This window comes from Fontibacillus phaseoli (genome assembly GCF_003337355.1).
GTDB lineage: Bacteria > Bacillota > Bacilli > Paenibacillales > Paenibacillaceae > Fontibacillus > Fontibacillus phaseoli.
In genome coordinates, this window is sequence record NZ_QPJW01000003.1 from 98,462 (window position 1) to 125,458 (window position 26,997).

Annotated in this window: 27 protein-coding genes; 7 read left to right on the top strand and 20 right to left on the bottom strand. The window is 48.5% G+C overall.

Going from position 1 to position 26,997, the window contains the following annotated elements; genetic code table 11:
• Nucleotides 1–62: 62 nt before the first annotated feature.
• The 9 genes from DFP94_RS10595 to DFP94_RS10635 form a co-directional block, all read right to left on the bottom strand.
• Nucleotides 63–842, bottom strand: coding sequence for an ABC transporter permease (locus DFP94_RS10595; RefSeq protein ID WP_114496459.1), 780 nt, complete (start codon nt 840–842; stop codon nt 63–65).
• A gap of 11 nt (nt 843–853) precedes the next feature.
• On the bottom strand, nt 854–1,657 hold the full coding sequence (locus tag DFP94_RS10600) for an ABC transporter ATP-binding protein (protein ID WP_114496460.1): 804 nt from the start codon (nt 1,655–1,657) through the stop codon (nt 854–856).
• 12 nt (nt 1,658–1,669) lie between these two features.
• A complete protein-coding gene (locus DFP94_RS10605; RefSeq protein ID WP_181873096.1) occupies nt 1,670–2,743 on the bottom strand; it encodes an ABC transporter substrate-binding protein in 1,074 nt (357 codons plus the stop codon).
• A 25-nt stretch (nt 2,744–2,768) separates the two neighbouring features.
• On the bottom strand, nt 2,769–4,226 hold the full coding sequence (locus tag DFP94_RS10610) for an aryl-sulfate sulfotransferase (protein ID WP_114496462.1): 1,458 nt from the start codon (nt 4,224–4,226) through the stop codon (nt 2,769–2,771).
• Nucleotides 4,227–4,242: 16 nt separating this feature from the next.
• Complete coding sequence (locus tag DFP94_RS10615; protein ID WP_342768239.1) at nt 4,243–4,839, bottom strand: MarR family winged helix-turn-helix transcriptional regulator; 597 nt, start codon at nt 4,837–4,839, stop codon at nt 4,243–4,245.
• 376 nt (nt 4,840–5,215) lie between these two features.
• On the bottom strand, nt 5,216–5,809 hold the full coding sequence (locus DFP94_RS10620) for a histidine phosphatase family protein (protein ID WP_114496463.1): 594 nt from the start codon (nt 5,807–5,809) through the stop codon (nt 5,216–5,218).
• 13 nt (nt 5,810–5,822) lie between these two features.
• Entirely contained in the window at nt 5,823–6,776 is a 954-nt protein-coding gene (gene cbiB, locus DFP94_RS10625) for an adenosylcobinamide-phosphate synthase CbiB (protein WP_425459253.1), read from the bottom strand.
• 14 nt (nt 6,777–6,790) lie between these two features.
• Complete coding sequence (locus tag DFP94_RS10630) at nt 6,791–7,519, bottom strand: adenosylcobinamide amidohydrolase (RefSeq protein ID WP_114496465.1); 729 nt, start codon at nt 7,517–7,519, stop codon at nt 6,791–6,793.
• The gene (locus DFP94_RS10635; RefSeq protein WP_114496466.1) at nt 7,516–8,616 is read right to left on the bottom strand and encodes a pyridoxal phosphate-dependent aminotransferase; all 1,101 of its coding nucleotides are present in this window, start codon (nt 8,614–8,616) and stop codon (nt 7,516–7,518) included. The genes DFP94_RS10630 and DFP94_RS10635 overlap by 4 nt, the downstream gene beginning before the upstream one ends.
• 165 nt (nt 8,617–8,781) lie before the next feature.
• Between DFP94_RS10635 and DFP94_RS10640 the strand changes: the two genes are divergently transcribed.
• Nucleotides 8,782–9,270 (top strand): GNAT family N-acetyltransferase, encoded by a 489-nt coding sequence (locus DFP94_RS10640; protein ID WP_114496467.1) that lies wholly within the window; start codon nt 8,782–8,784, stop codon nt 9,268–9,270.
• A 78-nt stretch (nt 9,271–9,348) separates the two neighbouring features.
• Here DFP94_RS10640 and DFP94_RS10645 read toward each other — a convergent pair whose 3' ends face one another.
• The 4 genes from DFP94_RS10645 to DFP94_RS10660 all read right to left on the bottom strand — a co-directional run bounded on the left by DFP94_RS10645 (nt 9,349) and on the right by DFP94_RS10660 (nt 12,233).
• Entirely contained in the window at nt 9,349–10,578 is a 1,230-nt protein-coding gene (locus DFP94_RS10645) for an FAD-dependent oxidoreductase (protein ID WP_114496468.1), read from the bottom strand.
• A gap of 98 nt (nt 10,579–10,676) precedes the next feature.
• Nucleotides 10,677–11,225 (bottom strand): YeeE/YedE thiosulfate transporter family protein, encoded by a 549-nt coding sequence (locus DFP94_RS10650; RefSeq protein ID WP_114496469.1) that lies wholly within the window; start codon nt 11,223–11,225, stop codon nt 10,677–10,679.
• Nucleotides 11,226–11,261: 36 nt separating this feature from the next.
• The gene (locus DFP94_RS10655; protein ID WP_114496470.1) at nt 11,262–11,489 is read right to left on the bottom strand and encodes a sulfurtransferase TusA family protein; all 228 of its coding nucleotides are present in this window, start codon (nt 11,487–11,489) and stop codon (nt 11,262–11,264) included.
• 54 nt (nt 11,490–11,543) lie between these two features.
• Entirely contained in the window at nt 11,544–12,233 is a 690-nt protein-coding gene (locus DFP94_RS10660; RefSeq protein ID WP_181873097.1) for a YeeE/YedE thiosulfate transporter family protein, read from the bottom strand.
• 205 nt (nt 12,234–12,438) lie between these two features.
• On the opposite strand from DFP94_RS10660, the gene DFP94_RS10665 reads away from it, so the two are divergent.
• Nucleotides 12,439–13,323: a LysR family transcriptional regulator gene (locus tag DFP94_RS10665; RefSeq protein WP_114496471.1), complete on the top strand. Its 885-nt coding sequence runs from the start codon at nt 12,439–12,441 to the stop codon at nt 13,321–13,323.
• Here the strand turns inward: DFP94_RS10665 and DFP94_RS10670 are convergent.
• Complete coding sequence (locus DFP94_RS10670; protein ID WP_114496472.1) at nt 13,320–13,541, bottom strand: sulfurtransferase TusA family protein; 222 nt, start codon at nt 13,539–13,541, stop codon at nt 13,320–13,322. The two genes, DFP94_RS10665 and DFP94_RS10670, sit on opposite strands and share 4 nt — an antisense overlap.
• A gap of 164 nt (nt 13,542–13,705) precedes the next feature.
• Here DFP94_RS10670 and lplA point away from each other — a divergent pair, with 164 nt between their 5' ends.
• Complete coding sequence (lplA, locus tag DFP94_RS10675) at nt 13,706–14,710, top strand: lipoate--protein ligase (RefSeq protein ID WP_114496473.1); 1,005 nt, start codon at nt 13,706–13,708, stop codon at nt 14,708–14,710.
• Between the two features lie 121 nt (nt 14,711–14,831).
• Here the strand turns inward: lplA and DFP94_RS10680 are convergent, their stop codons facing one another.
• Entirely contained in the window at nt 14,832–15,881 is a 1,050-nt protein-coding gene (locus DFP94_RS10680; RefSeq protein WP_114496474.1) for a tellurite resistance/C4-dicarboxylate transporter family protein, read from the bottom strand.
• A gap of 293 nt (nt 15,882–16,174) precedes the next feature.
• Between DFP94_RS10680 and DFP94_RS10685 the strand changes: the two genes are divergently transcribed.
• The gene (locus tag DFP94_RS10685) at nt 16,175–16,978 is read left to right on the top strand and encodes a Cof-type HAD-IIB family hydrolase (protein ID WP_114496475.1); all 804 of its coding nucleotides are present in this window, start codon (nt 16,175–16,177) and stop codon (nt 16,976–16,978) included.
• Nucleotides 16,979–17,026: 48 nt separating this feature from the next.
• On the opposite strand, the gene DFP94_RS10690 is transcribed toward DFP94_RS10685, so the two are convergent.
• Both DFP94_RS10690 and DFP94_RS10695 read right to left on the bottom strand, forming a co-directional pair.
• Nucleotides 17,027–17,833, bottom strand: a complete 807-nt coding sequence (locus DFP94_RS10690) for an MBL fold metallo-hydrolase (RefSeq protein WP_114496476.1) — start codon at nt 17,831–17,833, stop codon at nt 17,027–17,029.
• Between the two features lie 184 nt (nt 17,834–18,017).
• Nucleotides 18,018–19,082 carry a sulfate/molybdate ABC transporter ATP-binding protein gene (locus DFP94_RS10695; RefSeq protein ID WP_114496477.1) on the bottom strand — a complete coding sequence of 355 codons (1,065 nt, stop codon included), beginning with the start codon at nt 19,080–19,082 and terminating at the stop codon, nt 18,018–18,020.
• 220 nt (nt 19,083–19,302) lie between these two features.
• Between DFP94_RS10695 and DFP94_RS10700 the strand changes: the two genes are divergently transcribed.
• Nucleotides 19,303–19,704 (top strand): secondary thiamine-phosphate synthase enzyme YjbQ, encoded by a 402-nt coding sequence (locus DFP94_RS10700; protein WP_114496478.1) that lies wholly within the window; start codon nt 19,303–19,305, stop codon nt 19,702–19,704.
• Nucleotides 19,705–19,979: 275 nt separating this feature from the next.
• Here the strand turns inward: DFP94_RS10700 and DFP94_RS26510 are convergent, their stop codons facing one another.
• Nucleotides 19,980–20,075, bottom strand: coding sequence for a group II intron maturase-specific domain-containing protein (locus DFP94_RS26510; RefSeq protein WP_220270909.1), 96 nt, complete (start codon nt 20,073–20,075; stop codon nt 19,980–19,982).
• A gap of 1,015 nt (nt 20,076–21,090) precedes the next feature.
• Between DFP94_RS26510 and DFP94_RS10710 the strand changes: the two genes are divergently transcribed.
• Complete coding sequence (locus DFP94_RS10710; RefSeq protein WP_181873098.1) at nt 21,091–21,591, top strand: YcxB family protein; 501 nt, start codon at nt 21,091–21,093, stop codon at nt 21,589–21,591.
• 34 nt (nt 21,592–21,625) lie between these two features.
• Here DFP94_RS10710 and DFP94_RS10715 read toward each other — a convergent pair whose 3' ends face one another.
• Nucleotides 21,626–23,818 (bottom strand): glycoside hydrolase domain-containing protein, encoded by a 2,193-nt coding sequence (locus tag DFP94_RS10715; protein WP_114496480.1) that lies wholly within the window; start codon nt 23,816–23,818, stop codon nt 21,626–21,628.
• Nucleotides 23,819–24,809: 991 nt separating this feature from the next.
• Nucleotides 24,810–25,364, bottom strand: a complete 555-nt coding sequence (locus DFP94_RS10720) for a hypothetical protein (RefSeq protein WP_114496481.1) — start codon at nt 25,362–25,364, stop codon at nt 24,810–24,812.
• Nucleotides 25,365–25,845: 481 nt separating this feature from the next.
• Between DFP94_RS10720 and DFP94_RS10725 the strand changes: the two genes are divergently transcribed.
• Nucleotides 25,846–26,529, top strand: coding sequence for a hypothetical protein (locus tag DFP94_RS10725; RefSeq protein WP_114496482.1), 684 nt, complete (start codon nt 25,846–25,848; stop codon nt 26,527–26,529).
• Nucleotides 26,530–26,997 lie beyond the last annotated feature (468 nt).

Consider the following 26,997-nt stretch of genomic DNA (forward strand, 5'->3'; position numbering starts at 1 on the left):
GGATTACTGCTTCGGGTGCTGTGTTCATTGATAACACGCCTTTCTCCGATCTTTTAAGACAGCTATCTTCGGACCGGAGCGGAGCCGATAACCCCGTAACGCCACAATACCTTGCGGCCGAACCAGCCGAACAGGCGGTCCGTAGCAAAGCCCATTAAACCGAGACTGATGAGACCGACAAAAATCCAGTCCGTACGGAAAAACAGTCGCGAATTCCAGATCAGGAAGCCGATGCCTTCATTGGAGGCGATCATTTCCGCCCCGACAATCGCCATATACGACGTTCCCATGGCGAGCCGGACTCCGGTGAACATATACGGTGCGGTCGCCGGAACAATGACGTGAAGGACAATCTGCCATTCCGAGGCGCCCATACTGCGGGCGGCCCGGATTTTATCCTCTTCGACGGACAGCACGCCGGTCAGTGTATTCATCATCACGATAAACAGTGTGGCATAAAGGATCAGAGCGATCTTCGACTGTTCCCCGATACCGAACCAGACAAGAAACAGCGTAATGAAAGCGATTGGAGGAATAAACCGGATAAAATTCAGCAGCGGTTCCGCAAAATGACGGATAATATCCACTCTGCCGATGAGGACGCCGAGCGGTATCGCCAGCAGGCTGCCGAGCGCCCAGCCGCTGAATACCCGGTAAAAGCTAATTCCGATATATTTCGGAAGCGATCCGTCTTTGAGCAACTCAATCGCTCCGTTCACGGTATCCACAGGCCCGGGAATGACCTCGGGACCATAGAGGAGAGCACCGATTTGCCAGGCCCCAAGAAGAAATATCCAAAGCAGAAGCAAGCCTGCCCATTTCTTTTTTAACCATCCTGTCATACGTCTTCCTCCTATTCATCAAAATGCGCTTGAATCCGGCTATGATACTTATAAAACTCCGCCTCCGAAACTTCCCGGGGATACGAGAGCGGAATATCATAGATGTGTGAAATTTTCGAGGAGGGACCCGGGGACATGATGCCGATACGTCCGCCAAGCAAAATGGCCTCTTGAATATCATGAGTCACAAACACGACGGTCTTGCCCGTTTGCCGCCAAACCCGCACGAGTTCCTTTTGCATCGTCCTGCGGGTCATTGCATCCAGCGCGCCGAACGGCTCATCCATAAGCAGAATTTCAGGATCATTGGCCAGTACCCGAGCCAGTTGCACCCGTTGCTTCATTCCGCCGGACAGCTCTCTCGGAAACTTGTCTCCGTGCCCTGTCAGTCCGACCAGTTCGATATACTGTTCCGAGACGGCTCTCCGGTCGCTTTTGGGGACCTTTTTCATTTTCAGCCCGAACTCCACGTTCTGGCTTACCGTAAGCCAGGGAAAGAGCGAGGAATCGGCCTGCTGAAAAACGACCGCCCGGTCCCGTCCGGGCTTATCGATCTCGGCGCCTCCAAGTCGTAATTTCCCGCCCGTTTTGGAGATGAAGCCAGCGATCATGTTCAACAGGGTTGATTTCCCGCAGCCGCTCGGGCCCAACAGAATGAAAAATTCTCCCCCTTTAATTACCAGGTCCACGTCCTTGATGATGTAATGAAGCTCCCCGGTTCCGGCCCCGGCTTGTTCGCTGTAGCTCTTATTCAAACCCTCGATCGTGATCGTATGTTTCAGTGCAGCCCCTTGCTTCGGCAACGCTAAAGACATCTAAATCCCCTCCTATGGTGTGATGGTCACGCGGTCAGGCAAAATTTCCCGTAAGGCATCCAGCTTGATTTTGTCTTCCAACTCAAAGTCCTGCTGTATGATTCCATTCTCCACCATATATTTTTTCTGGCGGGACAAACTGTCGAGCGCGGCCTGATCGAAATCGATATTCCAATTGACCACCGACAAATCCTTCAACGTAGCTTCCCTCGGCTGTTTGACTTCTTTATACAAAATATCCGCTACCTTTTCCGGGTTCTCCTTGATAAAGGCGGAGGATTCGTCCAGTGCGCTGAGGAAACCCGACACGGCCTCCGGATGTTCCTTGATCAGCGATTCCGGCGCGACGATTTGGCTGCCGATCCGTACTTTAGTTTGCGACATGTCTGTCAGTTGGTGCACCCCTTCAATGGCTGCGAACTTCTCCACCATGACCGCCCCGGTGGCCCAAACGGCGTCCACCTCTCCTTTTTTCAAAGCGATGTACGCCTCGTCAAATCCTCCTTGACCGATCAACTTGGCATCATCGGGTTTAAGGCCGTATTCGGATAGATATTCATCCCATAGATAGGTAATAAATGTACCCCGCATAAAGCTCAGGTTCTTCCCTTTCAAATCTTCCGGCCGCTTAATGTCGTCCCTTACAAACAACTTCCACTGTTGCGCACTCAGATCCGTGGAGGTTCCGGTCGAAGCGATGATCGCAAACTCCCCTTTGCTGACGGCATTCAGAATCGGAAAATCGGCTCCCCAGGCGACATCCGCCTGCTTGATGAACAGCGAATTGATTCCTTCCGCAGGCGTGGCGAATGTCACCAATTTCGCATCGATTCCGTGTTTTTCAAAGAGTCCCTGATTCACCGCAACGCGCAGTACGGGATTGGATGAAATATCGGCGATATTCAGCTTCACCTTGGTTTGTTGTCCGTTCTCCCCTCCCGAATTTCCCGCGGCCTGGGCCTTGGATGAAGTTTCGTCACCGGACGAGCCGCAACCGGTTAGAACTATCAGGAATGTGAGAACGAACAATAATGACGATATGCCCGTTCTTTTCAAATGAGTGTTGTTCCTCTTGGATACTGGCATGGTCTCTTCTCCTTTCTTTCTCATCCTATTGTTCTCCACCCGGCTTGACCGGCTGATTTCCCTCATCGATCCTGGCTACGCATAGCGCCCCCTCTCCATAGGAAACCGTACCGTTCACAAGCACGATAGATTCAGTTCCCGTTCCCGCAGCTCCCGGAACTCTGAAGCTGGCCACGTCCAGCGGCTCGATCGCCGTTTCAACCGGTTGCGAAAGCTGGGGCACCCACTCATAAGGCACACGATAGGCCCGGTACACCATATTCGAGTTTCGCTTATTTTTGTAAGGGGAAATGTATTCCCAAACCAGTTCATGCTCCCGGGTAACTTCAAAAATCCGGCCGTCCGCGCCTTCCGTAATCAGTGTGTTGCCGTTTGGCAAGCGCTGGGCGGAGCTGATATAGGGGCTATAAAAATGGTAGGAGTCCAGCGGCGCCATGAACCCGGCTTCCGTCGGCGTGTATTGCCATACAATCTCCAGCGTGACCGGATCGATCTCCAAAATGCGGGAATGGTCGCGGGCGGCGTTTTTCTGACCAAACGCGGAAGCCGGATTCGGAGCTCCGTAACCTGCCCACCCCCCGTTATCGAACAGAAGCAGGTTGCCCTCGCCGGGCAGTCCCCTAGGAATCAGGTGAGCATGATGCTGGCCAATGATCCAGCCCAAATGTTTGACCTCGGGTGATGAATAATCCGGTCCGAGCTTCCAGACGATCTTTCCGGTTCTTTTGTCCGTGATCGCGATAATGTTGCTCTCTCTGGCATCCCAAATAATGTTATCGGGATGGAATCGCTCATCTCCGGCATCATACCAACGGTTAGGCCCCAGTGCGGAAACAGAGTTAATATGCATCCAGTCCCCCGAATGGTCGCCGAAAAACCGGGTATTGGGGTCGCGGAACAGGACGTTTTTAGCCTGCTCGTCAAAACCCAACTCATCAAAATGCTCATGCAGATTCCATTCCCAGACCATATTTCCTTCCCAGTCCACTTCGATAATCGAATCATCGAGCAGCAATTTATCCGAAATCTTGGGATCATGAACGTTTTTATGCACAAGAATCAGCGTGTTTCCCCCATCAATCCTGGGCTCCGCACCGGGAACATAATAACCTACCGGATTGCCCTCCCGCTGGTAATCGTGATGGGCTCGGGCCATCCACTGCGGATCATGCCCCGGATCCTCGATCAATTCATGCCGGTTGAACCGCCAAACGATATTTCCGTCCCAATCGACCTGCACCAGGTCAACCTCATCCTGGAATCCGTATTTCGGATCCCGCTCGGCCGTGCTGCCAAGCACAAAACCTCCGGGAAACAATTTGTTGGGAAAGCCGCGAAGTCCCTGCCACAAATGCACCTCTTTGCCGTTCATATCGATCAGCAGCGCGCCGAGGTCGGCCGCCTGATAGATCGTATAGCCGCTCCACGCTTTCTCCGGTTTATACACCGTCGCTCCAGTAGGGTATATTGTCGGGTGTCCCATGTTCATCCGCTCCTCTTTAGTAAGATAGATATTTTCCTTGCCGGTTCATTTCCTCGGCCGTTGGCCCGTCGGTTTTTATCTGCTGCTCCCTCTGCGAAGCACGCCGGGTACCCTCCGAATTCCGCATCGCCAAATCATTCAGCGTTTCGGAAAAATGATCGAGGCGGCCAATCAGCACTTTGAATAGATAATGAATCGACGTAAGCTCTTCCTCCGATAAATCCGCAAACAGAATCGAAATGCATCGCCTGCCGATGTTCCGGTTGCGGCCCATCATTTCCCTACCTTGCTCCGTAATATCGAGCCATACCGTCCTGCGGTCACCGTCTTGCCGGATTCTTCTGGCGAACCCTTTCTGCTCCAGCTTGTCACACAAGCCGGTCACGGCGCCCGACGTAAAATCAAGTTCCTCGGCCAGATCGCCCAGACGCTGCGGTCCTTCCCGGAGCATTTTCTGCAGGACGAGCAACCCCGGAAGCGAAACCCCCTCAACCTCCACTTTGTCCCGTTCCTTCACAAATCGTCTGACCATTTTTCGGAACAGCCAATCCGCTTCCTCAATCAACTCCCACTCGCTTTCGCTTCTGCTAATGACGGCCTCAACCCCTTGCAAAATAATAAAAAGGCCCCCGAAAGCATCCCTTGATCGGGAGGTCTTCCAGGAGCCTTTGGATGTCCAATCGGCTGCTACCTATCCATTCTCTTAGCACTAAGAAAATGACTGATAAAGTATTTTTCATCATATTAAACCCATTAATCACACCTGTCAAGTATGAATTAATTAAGAAAAACTATGTCAGCTATTTGCAATGTCTTTGAATCGTAGACAAAAAGCACAAAATGTCCACCGAAAAGTGGACACGACTGGGAAAAGGACTGCCGTTAGCATTATCCATATTTTGTGCCTTTATTCTCTAAAAAAACCACCAGACTTGCCATTGCACCCTTCAAAATCACTCACTCTGCAAAGGCGCACCCGTCAGATCGCGTTACCCCATGCTATTAAACTCTTGCTTATGCGTGATCCTCAGCACTTTCCCCGGTTCCACCTTCCACTTGGCATTCCAGAGCCCTTCACTGCCTGGCTCTAATATGGTGCCCAGTATGGAAATGACGCCGCCATGGGTAACGATCAGAATAGGTTCTTCCACCCGTTCGGTTACGAGCTTACGAGAAAATGCATCCAGCTCTGCATATATTTCCTTGATGCGGTCTTCAAATGCCGGCCATGCTTCGCCGCCCGGAGGCGTGACTTCCTGCGGATTATCGATCCAGTTGCGGTATTGTGGATTGTTTTTAAGCATCTCATAAGTCTGGCCTTCCCACGCACCGAAATTCATTTCCCTCAACCGGGAGTCATAGGAAGCAACGGCGGCCAACTCCGGAGAAATATACTCCAGCGTGCTCCGGCAGCGCTTAAGATCACTGCAGAATACGGCGGAAAAAGCAGTCTCCGCCAGTTCGGCCCGCAGAGGAGACAACCCGCAAGCTTCTCCGGGGAGAAGCTTTGTATCACTGTGCCCCTGATACCTCCGCTCTTTATTCCATTCGGTCATTCCGTGGCGAATCAACCACCACTCCATGTCTTGTCCTCCTTCAAATCCAGTGCATCCCGCCCGCCATCCAGATCCACAGTCCGGTTGCAATCAGCACGAAAGCCCCGGATACGACAAACATCAGCTTTGCGGTTCTCGGAATGTCATCGGGCTCCAGTTCACGCGACTTTTCACCCATATAAGCGCGAAACGATTTCACGCCGTGATACCCGTTTTCCCCGCCGAGCCGGATGCCGAGAGCTCCCGCCACCGCAGCCTCGGGATAACCGCTGTTGGGGCTGGGGTGACTGGATGCATCCCTGCGCACTGCTCGCCAGGCTCCGGCAGCATTCCATCTCAGGCACCAGGAAGCCGATATAAGCAAAAGCGCGGTCAAGCGGGCGGGAATGTAATTGACGATATCGTCCAACCGGGCGGAGGCCCAGCCGAGATGAATATACTTGTCGTTCTTGTAGCCGACCATCGAATCGAGGGTATTCACGGCCCGGTAAGCCATCGCCAAGGGGGCGCCGCCCAGCAAGGCGAAGAACAGAGGCGACACGACGGCGTCGACGATGTTCTCCGCCACCGTCTCGACCGCGCCGCGCGCCACTTCCGGCGGTTCAAGCCGCTCGGTGTCGCGGCCGACGATCATGCCGAGCGAACGCCGCGCGGCCGGTAGATCGCCGCGGCGCAAGTGGCCGCACACCTCCATGCCGGCGTCCCGCAGCCCTTTCGCGGCGATCGTAGTCCAGATCAGCAAGGCTTCGCACGCAGCGGCGAGCCAGGGGCTGATCCCGGCCAGCAGGTGAAGCGCGGCCAAGGTCAGAACAAAGCTGCCGCCCGCGACAATCAGCGGCAGCAAAAGCCCTGCGGCCCGGTAGGCGCGGGGCTTCACCAGGCGGCGAATCGCCGCCTCGACCCGCTGGATCGCCTTCCCCATCCCGATGACGGGATGAGGAAGCCAGCGCGGGTCGCCGAGCAGCCGGTCCAGCGCGTACGCGACCGGCAGCACCCACCACGCCGCCGTCACACGCGATCCTTAGCCGCTGCCCGCAGCGACTCGCTCACGGCGGCGTAAACCAGGCGGCCCACCGTGCCGCCAAGGTCCGTGGCGGTACCGGCGTAGCTGTGCAGCAGCGGCCATTCGGCACGCTGGCTTACGCCGAGCACAACCGCATCGGTCGTGGTACCGGTGGCCGAGAGGCCCGTCTCGGCGTCAAGCACGCCGAGATCGCCGAGCGCAGCGGTCTTCGCCTCGGTCGCCGTGATCACGGCGTTCACCATCGCCCCGGGCGTCAGTCGTCCGTCGACCGCCAGCATCAAATTGATCGTCCCCGGCGTCCAGGATGCCGGAAACGTCGTCCGCTTCACGCCCGCACGCGCCGCATTCGACACCCCCGCCGTGGCGCAGCAGAACACGGCGAAATCGTCGCAGCGTTCTTCCGCGACAGCGGCATGCCGCAATTGGACGGCGGTAAGCAGACCCGCCGTTTCCGCTTCCGGGTAGCCCCACGCTTGCAAGCTATCCGCAATGTCCCGCTCCGGATCATCGCACCGGTAAAAGCGGTCGACATAAATATTGACCATCCGCCTAACCGGCGTCATTCCCCCGCCATAAACCGAACTTCCCAGTCCGTCCATGACCATCGGCGCTTCCAGCAAAAGATGCCGCTCCCCGCGCGTCAATCTCAATCCGGGCCATGCGGACGATTCGTAGCTCCCGCTCTCGCTGCTATTCAAAAAAGGCGTCGTCATTTCTTCATTCCCCCCGCAAGCACTTGTTTCATTTCATGAAGCAATTTCGTACAGGCCGCCGGGTCTTTTACGGCGATCCGGATGTCCCGCTCCCCGAGTCCCGGATACATGGCACAGCTGCGCACCAGCACACCCCTTGCCCCTAAAGCTTCTTGCATGCCGGCGGCCGTCCAGATCTCAGGTAGGCGCACCAGCAAAAAATTTGCCTCCCCGGGCCAGGTGCGGCAGTCCAGGTGATCCAATTCCCGCCGCAGCACCTCTCGCTGCCGGGCAATCAGTGAAATCGTCGCCTGCTCATATTCTTGTCCTGCAGCCAGGCATATTTCTCCGGCCAGCAAAGCCAGCAAATTCACGCTCCAGGTCACTTGCTTGCCTCTCATCGCCGCAGCCGTCCGCGGATGAGATATCGCGTACCCGAGGCGCAGCCCCGGAATCGCATAGAACTTCGTCATCGACCGGATCAGAATCAGCCGGGGATAACGCTCGAGTTCCGCTAACAGTGATTGTCTCTGCGGCCCCGGAATAAAATCGATAAATGCCTCATCCACCACCACATATGTACCATATCGTTCTCCGGCTTCGGCAAACCGGTGCAGCTCATCCAGGCTGTATTGGACGCCGTTCGGATTGTTCGGCTGTCCAATGAACACCAGGTCGCATGCCGCAATGAGCCGCTCCACCTCTTCAGGCGCCGCCCTGAAATCCCGTTCCTCCTCGCCCAAAACCGAAATAACTTCCGCTCCGAACTGCTGAGACAATGTTTTATATTCCGAGAAACAGGGCTCGATCACGCCGACCTTCGACGGCGATAAAGCCAGCAACGCGAGCGCCATATTTTCGGCGGCCCCGTTACCGATTACAAAGCACGCCCCATCCGTGTCCAGACTTTGCGCCAACCGCGAAATCAGCACCCGATGACCCGGATCGGGATAGCCGGCTACCTGCGGCAGCGCCTCACTCAGCCTGTCCAGCAATCCCGGAGGCGGTCCGAGCGGATTAATATTGGCGCTAAAATCGATAAATTGCTCGGGGGCCAGCCCATATCTGGCCGAAGCCGTCCGCAAATCCCCACCATGTCCGTACACTTCCAGAATCATAAGGGTTCTCCTCTTCTCTGTACCAATAAGACTTTCAGGTGAAGTCTACCACACCTTCAAGTTAAATCAAGACCTTACATTCAGCTTATGATCTTTCACCAGGATGACGAATGCACGATCCTATTATATGATGAATGTCGAATAATGAAAAAGGAGGCATCGACGATGGAAAATGATCAAGTCGTCGAACTAGTCCACTTCTCGGAGGAACAGCATTCGACAACGCTTGACGGCTTCGAGCTTCCGGAAGAGCAGGCTCGTTTCACCGCGCTGCCGAAAGAGATACTTAGTGTGACGGAGGGGCAATACCGCATCGTCATAGCAAGTAACGGCGTTCCTGTCGGATTTTTTATGCTTCATGCTACGGATAGAGTGAAAGCTTATTCCGATAATCACAACGCCATGCTGTTGACCGCGTTGTCCATCGACCATAAGCAGCAGCGCCAAGGTTACGCCAAGAAAGCAATGCTCGCTTTGTCGGGATTCGTAATGAAGGAATTTCCATCTTGCGACGAAGTGGTTCTGGTCGTGAATCACAAGAACACACCGGCCCTTCAGTTGTATTGGACAGCCGGTTTTGCGGATACCGGAGAACGCAGAATGGGCCCGATCGGCGAGCAATTCATCATGAAATTATGTCTTAATAACTTGTAAAAAAAGCCGTTCCCACGGAGCGCGGTCACGCTCACTGAAACGGCTTTCGATTATTCTTTTTTCATACCATTATTAACGCTATGCGTAAGTCAACAACGAGTCTAAAACGTCCCCGCCAATGTCTTCCGTGATAACCTTCACAATTTCCCCGCCTTCCAAATAAGCAACGGCCGGGAAAGTCTCCTGCCCCAGTCTTGCCGCGAGGCCCGGGGATTTATAGACATCCACCTTCGTGACCTTGACCCGGTCTCCGTGAGCTTGTTCAAAGCGTTCCACGACGGGCAGCAATTCGCGGCAAGCCGGGTCCGTGGCGTTCCATAAATAGACCAAGGACGGCTTTCCGTGATTTAAGATTTGCTGCTCATAGGTTTCGCATTCCGAAATGTATTTCTCCACTCCGTATCCGGCAATCGCGCCGTCGCCGACGGCCGTCGCCACCTGCTTCAGGAACTTGTCGCACACGTCTCCGGCGGCGAACACGCCCGGAACGCAGGTCTCCATCTTTTCGTTGATTCGGACGTATCCGTTCCGGTTCAGTTCGAGTTCGCCAGCCACCATATCCGTATTCGGCGCATAGCCGATGAACAGAAAGCAGGAATCGACCGGAACCGGAATCAGGCTGCCGGTTTTCACGTTTTTGAGCACCACGGTTTCCAGAGAGTCTTGCCCTTCGAACGAATCCACCACGGTATTCCAAACGAATTCCATTTTGGTATTTTCCAGTGCCTGAGCCTTTGCGATTTCGTTGCAGTCCATTTTCCCGGGATCATGCATGACCGAAACGATGACCTTGTCGGCGAACCGGGTCAGGAACATGCCTTCTTCGATGGCCGCGTCCCCGCTGCCGACGACCATGACCGTCTTGCCCGTATTTGCCGCTGCATCGCAGGTCGCGCAGAATGAAATCCCCTTATCGTACAAAAAGTTGTCTTCGTTGCGTGCTCCCGTCAATCTAGGTTTCCCTCCGCTGGCGACGACGACCGCTTTGCATTCGTAAATGTTCCGGAACGTCTCCACTGTCTTAACCTCTCCTTGGAGGGAGACCGATCTCACGTCGGTCATTTTAAAATCTACGCCGAATTTTTTCGCTTGTTTATGAAACAACCCCATTAATTCGCTCCCCGTCGTCCCTTCGGGAAAACCCGGGTAATTCTCGATTTCGTTGGTGTAGGTCGCCAACCCGCCGACGAGCGATTTTTCCAAAATCAACGTTTTCAGCCTGGCGCGCCCGCAGTAAATCCCGGCCGTCAAACCTGCCGCTCCGCCGCCAATGATGACTACATCATATTGTTCCCGTTTCTTATCCATGCTGTCTTCCTCCCGACCCTGCCGTTTTCTGGAATAAAAGAGGCTGACTGACGCAGCCTCACGAACCCGAAATTTTTCGTTTGCTCGGTCTTAATGATCTACATGAAAAACTTGGCCAGCAATTTGCTGCCGATAAATGCCCCGACGAACAGGAACGCTCCGAAAATCCAGCCCGAGAGCGACAGCGAGGAGATGGCCGTGAACAGGGCGCCGATATTGCACCCGTTTGCCAATCTCGCGCCGTAGCCCATCAGCAGTCCGCCCAGAACCGCCGCCACGACCTGCTTTTTTGATTTGATTTTTTTGATTTTAAACTCGGAAGCGAACAAAGTCGCCAATAGCGCGCCTAACACGATCCCGAGATTGCGGATGGATCCGCCGTCGTTCATGAAGCCGGAGGACAGCGTTTTTTGCGCCTTTTCGGAGCCGAAATAAGCCCACTTGTCCACGTTTCCTCCGAACAACTCGTAAATCCAGGCACCCCAGTCCGCGAATGCGCTCGTAACTCCCCAACCTTTTGAGAACACCGCCAGATGCGCCGTGGCGAATACCGCCAATAGCACCGCTCCGGCTACGTAGCTTAATGGTTCTTTCAGCAGCCGTTTGTAAAAGCGATTCGAAGATATTTCTAGCCAAAATTGGTTCATTGCCGCAGTCACCAGCCTTTCTTCTTCCCTGAACCCTTATTTCGTTTTCTCGATGACTACTTCCCATTCGCCGTCGGCGATTTCTTCGATTTCCACGTTATGCCCTTGCTTTCTGGCCCACTCGGGAACGTTCTTCATCGCACAGCTGTGGTCGATCGAAACGATGAGCACGTCTCCCGCTTTCAGATCCGCCATCTTTTTCTCCGTTCTCATCAAAGGAACCGGACAAGCTTCTCCCAAACAATCCAATGTAAATTCAGCCATTGTAAAATCCCACCTTTAATTTAATTTTTTTAATGAAAAAAATAACTTAACTGGTTACTCCGCGCTGCCCATTTTCTTCTCCTGCCATTTGACCGCCGCGATATACAGCAGAAGGATGATCAGGAATTGAACCAGCAACGCGCCGAGCCAGCCGAATACGTCCGGCAGGAAGACGCTGGGCGACTCCTTGATGACGTTAGCCCGCCACCAGCCCATATCGTGCGCTCCCCACAGCGAGCCGATCACGAAGAAAACAAGCGACAGCATTTGCATCGTAAAGCCTTCTCCGACCCGCATCAGCGTACCGGATGCGCAGCCGCCGGCAATGACCATGCCGATGCCGAACAAAACGGCGCCAATCACCAGCGCGAAGCTGATTTGCCCTACGTTATCCATGCCGGGGATCGGATTTCCGCCCGCGAAAGCCGAATATTTAATGGCCGTAAATCCGATGGTGGCGAGCGAACAGGCGATCAGGACCGCCCGGGTCACCGACGTGCTGCCCGTGATGCATGGGTCTCTCAACGATGCGGTAAAGCAAAAGCGCGACCTTTGCAGGATGACGCCGAAAGAAAGGCCGAACAGCAGATAAACGACCATTTTGTCGTTATACTGGTTCAAGTAGAAGCCGAATCCTACCACGAGAATCGTGACCAGCAGCGCGATGGGCAGTTGGCTTTTTTTCGGCTTTCGCGGAGCCCGGTTTCTGCCGCCTGAGAATTCGGGACGATGGATTTGTCCCATAACTTGTGCACCTCCAAATATGTCTTGTTGGACTTGATTGATTATGTGAAAATAGTAACATAGTTTTGTAAAGCGCAGTCATCAGCATTTTTTATGCTGCATTAGTTTTGCTAATGGCTCCGCTTGCGCTTCATCACGGACAAACGACCCGACATGAAGTATGCTGTATTCGATGTGAGGACGGTCAACAGGAGGAATATCCGCAATGAATATGGAAACGCTTAAATTGTTTCGGGACGTGGCCGCGCTGAAAAGCATCTCCAAAGCGGCGCGCAAATCGCATCTTACTCAATCGGCCTTGAGCCAGCAATTGAAATCGTGGGAAAATATGCTCGGAACGGAACTGCTGTCAAGGAGCAACAGAGGTGCAGAGTTGACGGAAGCCGGAAGCATTGCCGAAAAATATGCGGTACAGATCTGCAAACTGTACGACGATATGATGACGGAGATCCAACAACTGCAATCCGTCCGCCGTCAATTGTCGATTTACGCCATATCCGAGGTGTGCAGCTACGCTTTGCCTTGCACCTTGTACGAAGTCAAACGGCAATTTCCCGATTGCCGCATTACGTTGAACGAGGGAACCTCGTCCAACATCGAGGAACATCTCCTGCTTGAAGAAGGGGATATCGGCTTCATTTCCGGACCTTCCTCCAAGACGGAGCTTAGCTCGCACAAGGTGTTTTCGGATAAAGTGATGCTGGTTGCCGGGCAGAACGTCCTTTGTCCCGACAAAATCACGATCGCGGACCTGCCCCGCTATCCGTTGATCTGGTTTGCTCACCACCGTGCGGTAGAATGCGCGATGCAAAATATGCTCGAGGAGACCCCCAAGCTGAACGTGCTGTACAACCTGGAGTCGATCGAAGCGGTGAAGCTTGCGGCGATCAAGGGCCACGGCATGGCCTTCCTGCCATATATGGCCATAAAAAAAGAGCTGTATGGCAAACAGCTCAGGATCGTTCATATTGACAATTTTCAAGTGCATAACGATATATACATAGTCAAAAAGAAAAACCAGCGTTGCGACGAAGATATCAAGCAGCTTCTCCGGTCCATGGAAAAAATGCTGGTCGACACTTTGTGTTAAACCTTGGCCTCAATGGTGATCTCCCAGACTCCATTGATCACTTCCTGAACGGAGCAGATCATGCCCGCGTGGTCGCAAAACTGGGATATGGATTTTCTGGCGCAGCTATGATCGGTAATCAACAGCACGCATTCACCGTTTTTGATCGCTTTTTGATGTTTTTTCAGCATCATGACGGGCACGGGACAAATTTCGCCCAGGCAATCGATTTCGATCACGGCGGCAGACCCCTCCTTTCCCTTTTGAATCCCTAATTAAACTCATTATGGCTCCGGTCCCGCCGATCCGTCAAACTCGGAATTCCTTCATTTCGCGGATGGTTTGGTTTACAATAGATGGAGAGATTACTTACCAATCCATAATAATGGGGGAATAGAGATCCATGCTGTTTATCGATAATCAGGGAATCACCGATGCGTCGCTCAATCTGGCCATCGAAGAATACGCGCTCAGACATCTGCCGCTTGAGGACGACAGTTATTTGCTGTTCTATATTAACGCCCCGTCCATCATTATCGGCAAGCACCAGAATACCATTGAAGAAATCAACGCCGAATACGTCAAAGACAAAGACATCCAGGTCGTTCGCCGCCTTTCCGGCGGAGGCGCGGTTTACCACGATCTCGGCAACCTCAATTTCAGCTTCATTACCAAGGATGACGGCCAATCGTTCCACAATTTCCGCAAGTTCACCGAGCCGGTGGTTCAGGCCCTGCACTCCTTGGGCGTCAATGCAGAAATGACCGGACGCAATGACCTGCAGGTCGGCGAACAAAAAATTTCCGGCAATGCCCAATTTGCGACCCGCGGCCGGATGTTCAGCCACGGCACCTTAATGTTCAACCTCAATCTGGAGGATGTACAAGCTTCGCTGCATGCAAATCCCGAGAAATTCAAATCCAAGAGCACCAAATCCGTGCGCAGCCGCGTCGCCAATATCGTCGATTTCCTGGATCGCAGCATGACGATCGAAGAATTCCGTTCGGAACTGTTGCAGCATATCTTCGGCATGGATGCGGCCTCCGTTCCTCAGTACAAGCTGACGGAAGAGGACTGGGCCAAAATCCACGAAATTTCGAATCAGCGGTACAAGAACTGGGACTGGAACTACGGCTTGTCTCCGGAAAGCAATGTGAAGCACGCCAAGAAATTTCCCGTCGGCATCATTGATTTACGCATGGACATCAAGGATGGCCATATCCAGGGCATAAAAATTTATGGCGACTTCTTTGGCGTAGGCGACGTGACCGATATCGAGGACAAGCTAAAGAACGTACGTTATGAAGAAAACGATGTGCGCGCAGCGTTATCCGATATCGATGTCAAACATTATTTCGGCAACCTCGAAATGGACGACTTTATCGGGCTCGTATTTTTGGAGGAATAGACGGAAGCGAAATAAGGAATAAACTGAATATCTAAAAATCCGAAGCGGAGCGCCTTGCCTCCATAACTTCGGATTTTTGTTTTTGCGGCATCTTTGTCTTTATCGCAGCAACGGATCATGTTTATTCTTTGGACGAGGATCTGTTGCGAAATGACGTAACCTGATGATGGATGAACCCGGCAAGCACCGCCAGCCAAGCCATGGCCGCAATCACCACCATAAAGCGAGGAATGCCGACCAGGAAGTGCAAGCCCAGCGCTTTGGACAACTGGTAGGTGCTGGTCGTATACATCGCTAACGGAAACGCCATCCCCCAAAACTGCGGATCATAGGTGAGCGGATAACGGTGTACGACATGGCGCCAGATCATCAAGACGAACAGCAACGGGATCCACCATGTGCCTGTAATCCAGAAAAATAAGGTAAACCCTTTCAAGAAGGGAGTGATTTCAATCAGGAGTTGAAAATGTTGCGTATTCAGAATCAAGGTTGACCCCGCCAAAGTAGCAATCGCTACAGCCCCCATGTTAATCCAGTAAGGAGGCGTCAATGCGGCATATTGGAGTTCGACAAAAGTAAACCGATAAAAGATTAATGTAATGATGCTGAGATAAAGCATGCAGCCCAGCAAAAACATGCACAAGGTAAAGAACAAGGCCATTTCCCGGCCGATTCCCATTTGGGGAGACAGCAAAGTCCCCAACACGGATACCGACTGGGTCGCAACGGCCGCGATCAGCCACGCACCGTTAATGCCTTCCGCAAGGCTGGGCTTTTTCTTTCTGACCGTTACCGCAGTAAAAAATGTATACATAATGATCACCCATAGCGCAATCCCGACCAACCACAGCACGTACGGAATGGCATAATAATGGGCAACCACGATAAATTGGCTGCCGAGAACGCATGTTGCGGCAACCCATGTAAAGAAACCGGGTCCCATGGAATGGCTCGTTAAGTCTTTAATGACGCGGGGAAGAAATTTTCCGAGGCGAATCAGGTTCAACATCCATAATACGATATAAACGACCGCGTTAAAATACAACAAGACGCGCGGAATCTGCGGGATTCCAAGCAGATGCATTGCAATAGACAAAGCCCCGGTTGCCATCACCATCGAAAAATACCCCGGAAAAAGATTCAAAATCTTGTCGCCAATCCAGCGTCTCATGATTTTCCGCCTCCATCCCACTCGATTTTATTTGAATGATGTATCAATATAGCATATTTTAATCATTAAAATTGTGATTATAACGACATTTCCCCCGGAAGGTTCGTCTCTTTCTATAATAAACTGCCATATTTTGCTTTAACCCCGGACTTACATTCCCGTAAAGGGAATAAATCATCTAAAATAATAATTGCTGAATTGAAATCTTCGCCTTGTGAGGTACAATAGAAACAGTTGCATTTTAGAGACAAAGGGGCGAACTTCAACATCCGTCCCAAAAAGGAGAGAACCCATTGTATAAACTGATTGCGATCGACATCGACGATACTCTGATCAATGACGACAAGGAAGTAACCCCCGCCACTCAGCAGGCACTGGAGCAAGCCGTGGCCAAAGGCGCCGTCGTTACCTTGGCGACCGGACGGGCTTATGCTTCCGCCCAAGCCATTGCCCGCCAAACCGGACTTAATGTTCCTATCATCACTTACCAGGGGGCGCTGGTAAAAAATCTGTTGGACGAACAAGTGCTGTATGAACGTTACATGCCTAAAGTTGCCGCGCATAAACTGTTCGAATATTGCATCGAAAACAACCTGCATCTGCAAACATACATCGACGATAAACTGTATGCCCGTGAAGAAAACCAGAAAATCATAGATTATACGATTCTTAACAAGACCAAATATTATATCGAACCGGATTTCTCCAAGCTGGTGGCCCAACCGACGCCGAAAATGCTCATCATCGACGAGCCGGATTACCTGGACGAAATTGCCCCCGTGCTTCGTGAATTGCTGGGCGACGGCGTGCACATCACCAAATCGAAGCCGCACTTCCTTGAAATCATGCACCACGAGGGAACCAAGGGCCATGCCCTGAAATTCCTCGCCGCCCACTTCGGCTGCGAACTTTCGGAATGCATCGCCATCGGCGACTCCTGGAACGACCATGAAATGCTGGAGGCCGCCGGCCTCGGCGTCGCCATGGGCAATGCCATCCCGGCATTAAAGGATATCGCCGACTACGTCACTACAAGCAACAATGAAGACGGCGTCAAACACGTCATCGACAAGTTTGTGCTTGGAGTGGAAGTATAGACTTCATTGCATATGCAAAAGCACCGGAGCTCGGCTCCGGTGCTTTTTTTAGCATAAAGTTATATTCAGCCCGGTTTCGGCAAATTCCACGCCTTCCGGTAATGGATAGTTCCGGCGCAAATCGATGTCATGCGACATATGCGTAAAAACCGTCCGCTTCGGCTTTATTTCCCGCAGAAGTTCAAGCGCCTCCTTGACGTCGTACACCGAACGGGTGGAGAAATCCGCTGTCTCATAATAAAAGCTCGTACCCAGAACCAGCAGATCCAGTCCATTTAACAGACGCCGCTGCTCCGGAGGAAGGGCGATCGAATCCGGGCAGTAGACCCATGCAAAGCCGTTTCTTTCAAGACGGTAAGCAAAGGAGTAGCCATTTTTGCCGTGGTTTACTTTCCAGCCAAGGATACTCCAACCAGCTAAACCTACTCCATGATCCACGACATGGAAATCGAGATTCCGATCGAGCCAGGGATACTGTCGCAATATCGTATCCAGCACTTCCTGTGGGGCATAAAGCTGCCCATTTCGCCCCAACCAGCGGCAAGCGTCCGCCCATTCCGGCAGGCCGCCGATATGATCGAAATGCGCATGTGTCACCAGCACGCGACCGGCAAAGCGCTGCCCTCGCCTTTCCATCGCGCTGCGCCAATCCGGGCCGCAGTCGATCAGGAACCCATCTTCTCCGTCGGCCGGGTTCCCTTGACTCTCCTGATTTCTTTCCGCTTCAACCGACACCAGCGAACGGTACCGCCGGTTTATTCCGTTCGTCCTTGCCTCTTCACAGATAGTGCATTCACAATAAACCCTCGGCACGCCCATGGCGTCCCCCGTTCCCAGAAATACTAGCCTTTCCATGACCCCACCCCTTTTGCCCATCCAACAGCACTGATTCCGGCGACGCAAAAAAACATGGTTCACCATTGTCAGGCTCCACGTACCGACAGATTTACCGTCATGATAATAGGCAACATTAAGCTTATCATAACACAAAAAAGGACGACTTCTGCTAACCGGCAGCAGGAGTCGTCCTGTTCCAAATTTAAATCATCACGCTGATTGGTCCGCCCTTCAGCGGATTTTCGACGATCCAGCTCTTCTCGTTGTTAAACAAATACGCCCGGTGCACCAACACGCGAACCTCCTGTCCGGATTTCAGCGTTTCCTTCTCCAGAGAGCGGAACGTGGTCAGCGTATGTCCTCCGACCTCCACTTCGACCAGCCATTCGCTTCCCCGGAAATGCAAATGCTTGACGATCCCGGGCTCGGTAGCGGATAGAAGCGTGAATTCATGCTCGCTGCCGACTTCAATGTACTCAGGGCGGATTAGCGCCTGTGTTCCGTCGTCCCCGCCCTCGGTCTCGAATCCTTTCAGATCGGCCGCTCTGCCCACCAGGGTGGATTGCCCGACAAACGAAGCGACAAACGGAGTATTCGGTTCCTTGTAAATATCCCACGGCGAACCTTTTTGCTCCAGGCGCCCCTCATTGATGATCATGATTTCATCCGCCACTTCGATCGCTTCATCCTGGTCATGCGTTACGAAGATCGACGTGATACCGACCCGCTCGATCAGTTCGCGCAGCCAGGACCGGAGCTCCTGCCGGATTTTCGCATCGATCGCCGCAAACGGCTCGTCGAGCAGCAGCAGCTGCGGTTCCGGGGCTAGTGCCCGGGCGAAAGCAACCCGCTGCCTTTGGCCGCCGGACAACTGATGCGGATAACGCTTCTCGAATCCTTTCAGCCCGGTCAGCTCTACGAGTTCCATGACGCGCTCCTGGATGCGGCCTTTCGAAGCCTTCTTGACCTGCAAGCCGAAAGCGATATTATCATACACAGTCATATGCTTGAACAATGCATAGCTTTGAAAGACGAAGCCGATTCCCCGATCTTGCGGTGCAAGTGCGTTTACGCGCTGGCCATGAAACAGAATCTCACCGGAATCCGGCTGTTCGAGGCCGGCCAGCATACGGAGAATGGAGGTCTTTCCGCCGCCGCTCGGTCCCAGAAGCCCGATCAACTGCCCTTTTTCGATGCCGAAGCTGACATCCTTTACCGCATGAAAACTGCCGAAATGCTTATCCAAATTCCGTACTTCCACATGCATAGGAGAAGTCACTTCCTTTCGATTTCTCTTCATCTATAATTAAATTATTTATTCATATATATTTACTTGGTTTTAATGTATAAGGACACTTTACCAAACCCGAACGACGGCGTCAATAACTTTAAATCCTCCCTGAAGTTGGCGATTCTTCCGGCAATGGGTAAAATATAAATTAGTAAACAATAGCTAATGAAAATAAAAAAAAGGAGTGTAATCCGCCATGTTACATAGCCTGGAATTGTCAACCGCCAAGCGGGACGAAATGCGCGACATCACGCGAGAAATCACTTCACTTGTCCATAAAAGCGGAATTGTGAACGGCATCGCCGTCATTTATAGTCCGCATACGACAGCGGGGATTACGATTAACGAAAACGCCGATCCGGATGTGAAGCATGACGTCCTGCTTAGACTTGACGAGGTATATCCTTGGAATCATCCAAAATACCGCCATGCGGAAGGAAATACGGCTTCCCATCTGAAAGCGATCACGACCGGTTCATCCCAAACCGTAATCATCCATGAGGGAGAATTAATGCTCGGGCGCTGGCAAGGGATTTATTTCTGCGAGTTCGACGGCCCCAGACAACGCCAGTGCCTGGTCAAATTCATTGAAGGATAATCTAGTAGGAGGCTACCCATTAACTGAGTAGCCGACCTCTCTCACCACCGTACGTACCGTTCGGTATACGCTCGTATTGTGCAGAAAAGTCATAATATCCTGCCCGTACGAGCCTTTCGTTTGTTATAGAACGAGACAGAGTAGGGCTTCCGGCGATGCGCCAGTATCCCAGACGAGAGTTCTCCATTGGTAAGCCTGCCATTCCGGTATCCCAAGCCTGCGAAGATTTTGCATCTTGGTTCTCGGCTTTTTCCACTCTTTCCAGATATACATTCTCAGGCGTCTTCAAGCCATTCATTCCAGCTTTGTAAGATCCGTTTCATGTCGGCTACATAATAGTAGCCAATCCATCCGCGAATGTAGAATTTCACTCTGTCTTTCGAATTTTTTTCCTACCGGGCGTCTGTGAGACCTCCCCGGGTAAGAGCGATAACCTTCCCCTCATCCAACTGCTACATTTACATTCTGGGATTCGGGCAGTATTAAACTTGCTTTGGTATGCAAGCTCGTCCGTCCCAGCATGCCTTATATGTGATTTCTGTTCGTCAGACAGAGGGTTTGCCTCTGGCTTATTTCAGATTCCGCCCCCGCGGCGGATACCTTGCCTTTGGCTAACAGTTCCTAATGCTAAGCCTGTAGCGGACTTTCACCGCCGAGTTATCGCCCATACCGGGCGCACATGTAAAGGACTATTTCCAAGAATAATGTGGAAACAGTCCTTCTTTTTATCATGTAATTTGATAAAATAGGTTTGGAAGGAAATAAAAAAATGACTAATATGAGGGAATATTATTATGAAAATAAAATAAGCGTATATGTTGTATTAATTCTCAAAATCCTTATGGCTAGGTTCTTTGCATATGTGTTTACAGCGCAAGAAAATGATGCACAGAATACTGAGAAAAAGATGAAGTCCTTGATTTAAGAAATATCGAAAAAAATAGGAGGTTTACCTTCATCACTTTCTCGCAATCGTCTAACTATTGCAGCGGACGAATGGTATACTGCACCTCACGGCCCAATTGCTCCAGAATATGCAAAAAAGTTGCTAAAAGTGAATTTTTAAATAGCCCACCTCTTGCTTATGTTGAATTGTTGGCAGAAGTAGCAAAAATGTACCGAGGTGAAGCTCTATTTACTTATTCACATGCAGTTGCATTGAAATATTGGAATTTCTAAATGTAGTCCAGTTCCATTTCCCTATATTAGAGATAGCGAAAACCAAGACGTTCGTATAGGAGATATTATATCTTCGTATAGCAAGTTTAAAGATTACATTAATAATATTAAAAAAGATGCTTCCAATTCCTAATTTTGAATCATAGGAAATTTTGTCCTTTTTTTATGAAGAAGAACTACACTAGCTTTACAAAGGGAGGTGATACGTTGGAGATTTATTTTGAATTAAAGTTCGATGACTTAATGGGTCTTCAAAAAGATGCTATAAATCATTCTAAGCATCATAAAAAAGTTAAATTTTGGTATTTTATTTTTGTGCTTATTCTTTTTTCGGCATACCTTAAGTTTTTTAATTTTTCTACAGTAACTGTTACTATTACAGTTATCTTTCTTATACTTTATCCTTGGATATATCGATATGTTACCATACTCTCATTAAAGAGAATCTTAAAAGAACAAAATCATTTTACAACATTAGGTTTACAAAAAATAATCATCAGTGATGAAGGAATAGTTAGAGAAACAGAAAATTCAAAAAGCAATTTTAATTGGAATCACTTTGTGAAATTAAGAAAAGATGATAAAAATTATTTTTTGTATATTTCTGATTTGCAGGCAGTAATAATTTCAAAACAAGGATTGAAGGATAAGGAATCAGAACAAAAGCTCAAAGAATATTTAAGAAAATATATTGATCCTAATATTTAAAAAAGTGGCTGTCGATTTTTCGACAGCCACTTTTTTAAACTGTATTGTCATCATCAAATATACCTATGAAGAATAAAATAACTGCCCCGGCTGTTGTAATTAATGCACCTGCTCCTGCAACAGCAGGTGATAAGCAGGCAATTCCAATGATTGCTGCTGCGACAAGCGCAACCCCGGCTACTACTTCAAGAATTACTCCGTAATTGGGTTCAGCCTCTGTAGGGACGTGTTTGAATGTATAAATTACTGAGATTTCCAGCTTTGATTTAGTGCCATCAGCTACAGAAATTTCTTTCGTATAGAGCTTAATTTCTAAAACTAATTTATTTCCTTGGGGATTCATACTAATAGCCATTATGCCGTTTTCGACCGATAAGGCTACATTATCCAAAAATTTAGTAAAATCAGAAATTTGTTCGGCGGATAATTTCACGGTACTTTCCCCTAAAATCTCCTCTGCTGAAACCCCAAGCTTACCATTAGTAATAGTTATTTTGTGCATATCATTATCGCCAAATTCATGCTCGGTTTTAGTTGAAACATCGATATCAAGTAGAAAGGATGAGTATACTCTTTCTGTTGTATTAAAAACGAAATTAGTTGAGTATAAGGACGGAATATCTTTAAGAACGGGGAACTCTGATATTGTTTTTAGCCATTGATTAATAAGTGCTTCTCTTTTAAGGTCTTGTGGTGGCTGTACTGATGCTACTCCTTTGTCTCGTCCAGAGTATGCCACTTTATCAATTCCAACCTTGCCCTCCCCTGTACCTATAGACAGCTCGAAAAATTGATCAAATGACCAGTTATCAGGCATTGGAAATCCAAGGTTACCACTAAATCCAGTTGACATGTCTGATACGAAACTGAAATCTGTTGTAAGACCCAATTCAACTGATGTGCGAATACATGTATTTCTTGCTCCATAGACGCCAATCTTATAAACAGGCATATTTTCAATTTTACCTAACTTAGCAAAAACAGATCGAATTTCTTTAAAATATGGGATGATCTTCTCAGTTACTTCATAGTCATATGCATCGTAATCAACAGCAAAATATATGGCAGTTCCAGTCCCGAAACCTAAATTTCGAGCTGCAAGATGTGCTTTATAGGCATCCACAGTCCCTTGGCCTTCTTTAAAGTGTGAGGCTCTATGTCCACCATCTTGATAAATAGGAAATACCCTTAGACCAGCGCCAAATATTATTGCCAATTCTTGAGGAGTCATAGCTTTTGATGTTACCCCACCATTACTAGTTGCAACATTACCCGTTAAATATCTTCCCACCACTTTAAATCCATTATTGACTAATGTTGCTACTTGCGCTGCTGTCAATATCGTGGCTGTGTCACATGCATGTGCAGATCTGTTTGTATCACCGTTACTTGTCATTAGCTGTTTTATAGTAGCCATGTTTGCAACGCCGGTTACAGGTAACATCATAAAAGACTGAAACTTTTTTATTGCTTCTTTAACATAATAATTATAAATCCCATCAAAATCTCCTGTATCATACTCCCTGCCGTTACAAATTAAGGCGTATTGTAAGATGCGAACGAACCTTGGAGGGCTATTACTCTCACTTAAAGTAGGGCATAGATTAATTGTTGTAGGGCCGAAGTTACCGTTTGCGACTCCTACTGCTAATCCTTCCTCAGCCTGCAAAGCATAAATCAAAGCTTTATTTGTTTCCCTTGAGTAAATTCCATCAGTCGGCATTAATCCGAAGTATCGGTTATAGTCATTGTTCAAGTTTTGTTGAGCTAATCTAATTGATTGGTGTCCCCTTAGAGATAATTTATAGGAACTCATATTCAGTAAGGCCTTCATTATCATTGATGTTACCACACCATCTTTAACCGTTAACCCCACATCTTCTTGAAACGATTTAATAATTGTTTCAGTACCTTCAAAAAAATTTCCCGTGAAACCACCAGGATCATATCCTTTGCAAAAAAGGGAACCTTGTAATATATAGTTCAAATTATTAGTGGAAGCGCCTGCTGCTTGTCTTCTGAGCGGTTGAAATAAGGCTTCTGTTTTTGGCCCAAAATTATCGGATGCTTCAGTTCCTGGAATCCCTAGTTCTAGTTGTAGGGCTCGGGTTAACGAGTAGATAGTGTTCCATCCTGTAATTCCATCCTCAACTACTTCTTTATAACCTACTCTACCGCTGTAAGTAGTGTTGAGCCATTTTTGTGTTTGAAGTACTCTTATATCCATACAAATAACCTTCTTTCCTTTTTTTAGAACTAAAAAGTCAATAAATCTTTTTAATTTTGCCTACGCTATAATCCCTCCTAACTAGTTACCCCTTAAAAAATAGCATTTTAAGATAGTTCTACTTCTCAACATATTTTTCAGGGGGTTTACATCACGAATCGATTGTAGTCAACATCATCCTGAGTATCGAGCTCAGTTAACATTCAATGCGAAATTTAAACCTTTGCCACGCAGACCAAACATTTATTACAGTGTACTGATATGTCTAGTATCCAAATTCATTTCCCAAGTCGCCTTGGAAAGCACAAAGATCAATTCATACCCCATTTATGACATTTTAGAAGGTTATTTCAATGTTTATCTTGCCAATATGAAACGTATCAAGAAAATTACTCGTCAATGACACCCGTGCATTGCTACTTCAAGAAAATAAGGGTGACTTCTGACCATAAAGCTGGTTAATTTCTAAAGGCTTCTCATTTTGAAATTTAGGTAACTTAATCAATATTCGTTCAAACGTGCTCTATACCCGGCCAAAATAAAAAAGGCCCGCGTTTATAATTACTTTGCAATACTTGCCTTTCAGTTCATTATTGAAAAAGATCCCTCACCAATTAGGCGAGGGGATGCTTATTGTTAAGCTGATGCAGCATTAACTAGAACAATTCATTATAGAGTCTTTCCAACTCTCCTACTGACAGCCTTAACTCGCTTTGCAGTTCATAATTGAACTATTTGCTAACACAGCTTCCTCATCTTTTATCCGAAGAGAACATTCTTGATTGTTGGTATATGGACGGCAATGAGTAAAATATTTTACCTAGGCATCAAATCCTACCGAGAAGTAGTAAATTGAAGTTCCCTCATGTTGCAGAGCAACTCTCAAGTTAAAATTAATTTAATCCCGTTCCATTACATAAACAACGGCTTAAGTGTCATAACTTGCTATTAAACTAAATAGATATCACCCAGAGGAGCAATTCATTACCTCTTACCAACTGCCGTAGACCGCGATTGTGTTATAGAGGGAACCTTCACTTAGCATAGGAACAAAACCAAGAGCATTGTTAATCGAAGTCCATATTCCAGAAGATGACTTGATATAATTGATTTGCAGCCAATCCGAATGATTAACCCCATTTTGTCCCTCATAGGTCGCTTTTGCGGCAACAGCTGCATTAGCAGCAACGGATCCCCAAACCTGCCCGCCCGCGTCGTAAACAGTAAGTGCTTTACGAGTATTGTAGACATGGTGAGCTTTGTTAGCTCCAGCTAGATAATCCCACAAGTTGATCGTACTATTGGGATAATCTGAGATTGGTGTTACCGCCGCTGAATTGAAGTTTACTTCTTCAAGGTCGATGTAGCCATCTACGATCTGCCCACTGGAGTTACGAAACCGAATATCGTAACTAGATCCTTCATCAGCCCCTTGAATGCCGAAGCATTCGCGAGCGTTGATCTTACCAATCGTAGATGTGCCGTTCCAATTCTTAACCGTCAGGGTTGATCCGCTCTTGTTTACTGCGATAAAATAGTTAGCCATAAAATCACCTCATAATATTAGGATATGCTCCAGCTACAATGATCATTGTTGTGAAGAAAGTGGGATTTGCAGATCAATTTTCCAACAATATTCATAGTTAGCATTAACCGGTTTGTAATGGTCTACAGAACACGGTAAAGAGCATTCTTGCAAAGGTTCATCCCTTGCATTCATTTATGTCGTTTGGGCCTAGCTAATTGTGACTCTTAATATTTACTTTTTTATGAATATCTATGAGGTATTCAACAAGGGGAATGACGACTTTTGCGATACTTTAAATTCGCACTTCTGAAATCTGCATTTTAACAATCTAAGAGCATCCTTGACATATGAATGAAATCCTTTCTAATTAAATGCATCATTGTTGAGGAAAACTACGTTTTGTGATTTTATTTTTTCATTGTAAGCAACTATAATTTTACAGTTTGCGTATTACTATATATGTACTCATTACATTCTGTTAACGAGTAGGAGGAGTCACATGATGAAATTTAAGATTATTGCAGTGCTAACCGCGTTTCTATTAATCGGGGCATCTGTGGTTATAGGCATTACCTGTTTCAAGGGTTCCCGAGTAGCTTTAAAAGCCACTACTTCAAAAACAACTCTGAGATCACCATCTCAAATAATTGAAAACAAATCTCCTTCTTCAGTGATAGAATCGACCGTTGATCAGTACCCACCGCTTGAACCAAAATCCTTAACTCCTATGGAGTCGTATCTTTCGAAAATAAAGGATGACGAATCAATCCGTGAGCAATTGTATCGTTTATACGGGCGTTTTAACGGTTTGGTAGGCAACTATGACAACTATAAAACAACAAGTAAGGAAGAATGGTTCAACTTGCTCGATTACAACTTTTTAAAGCCGGAAGTTTTCGAAAAGTTTGCGGAAGTTACAGCAAGCCCAGAACTCAAAAAGGATTTCACAAGCGTTGCTGCCTTAGTTGCTCATGCACGAAAAGGATTAGTTGATGGAATACCATCTGACGATGATATTAAAGCTTTACGCTATGCATATGAAATCGTGAACGATGTTCAAATTTGGGTATTACCGCAAAAAGGGGACAACCAAAAAGTACGTCACAAATTTGGAGCTTCGTTTGCTTTAAAAGACCATAAGCAAGCTATAATAATTGAAGAGTGGATCGCCGAGAAATCTTAATATAGGGTCTACCAAAGAGGATGAATCTATTAATGATGGGCTAAGCTATTAACGATTTAAAAAATTCATTCAGAAACCATCTATTTGAATCTTTAAAGCGTCTGTCCCAAAGCGAAAGACGCCCATTTGTTACAGTTTATGAATAAAAATACTTGGTTTGGTATGTTTAACAGACCGTGCAAAGCCAGCCCTTACCATGACTCAGTACCAATTTACAAACTTGTTTCTGAACCGAAAGTATAAATGAGGGAATTTGAGGTAAAAACAGCTTCTATATGCTGGGTTACGGCCGATTTAAGCTGTGGGGAAAATATTAACATTCGAAAAAGGAAAATCAAACGTATCTACAATTTACCGAATCGCATCTTTCGGCGAGGTACGATTTGCTAAAGAATATACAGATGACTAAAATTTTAGATTTCTATAATGTAGTACTACGTAAATTTTGCCATGTAAAGTGGTTTAAGG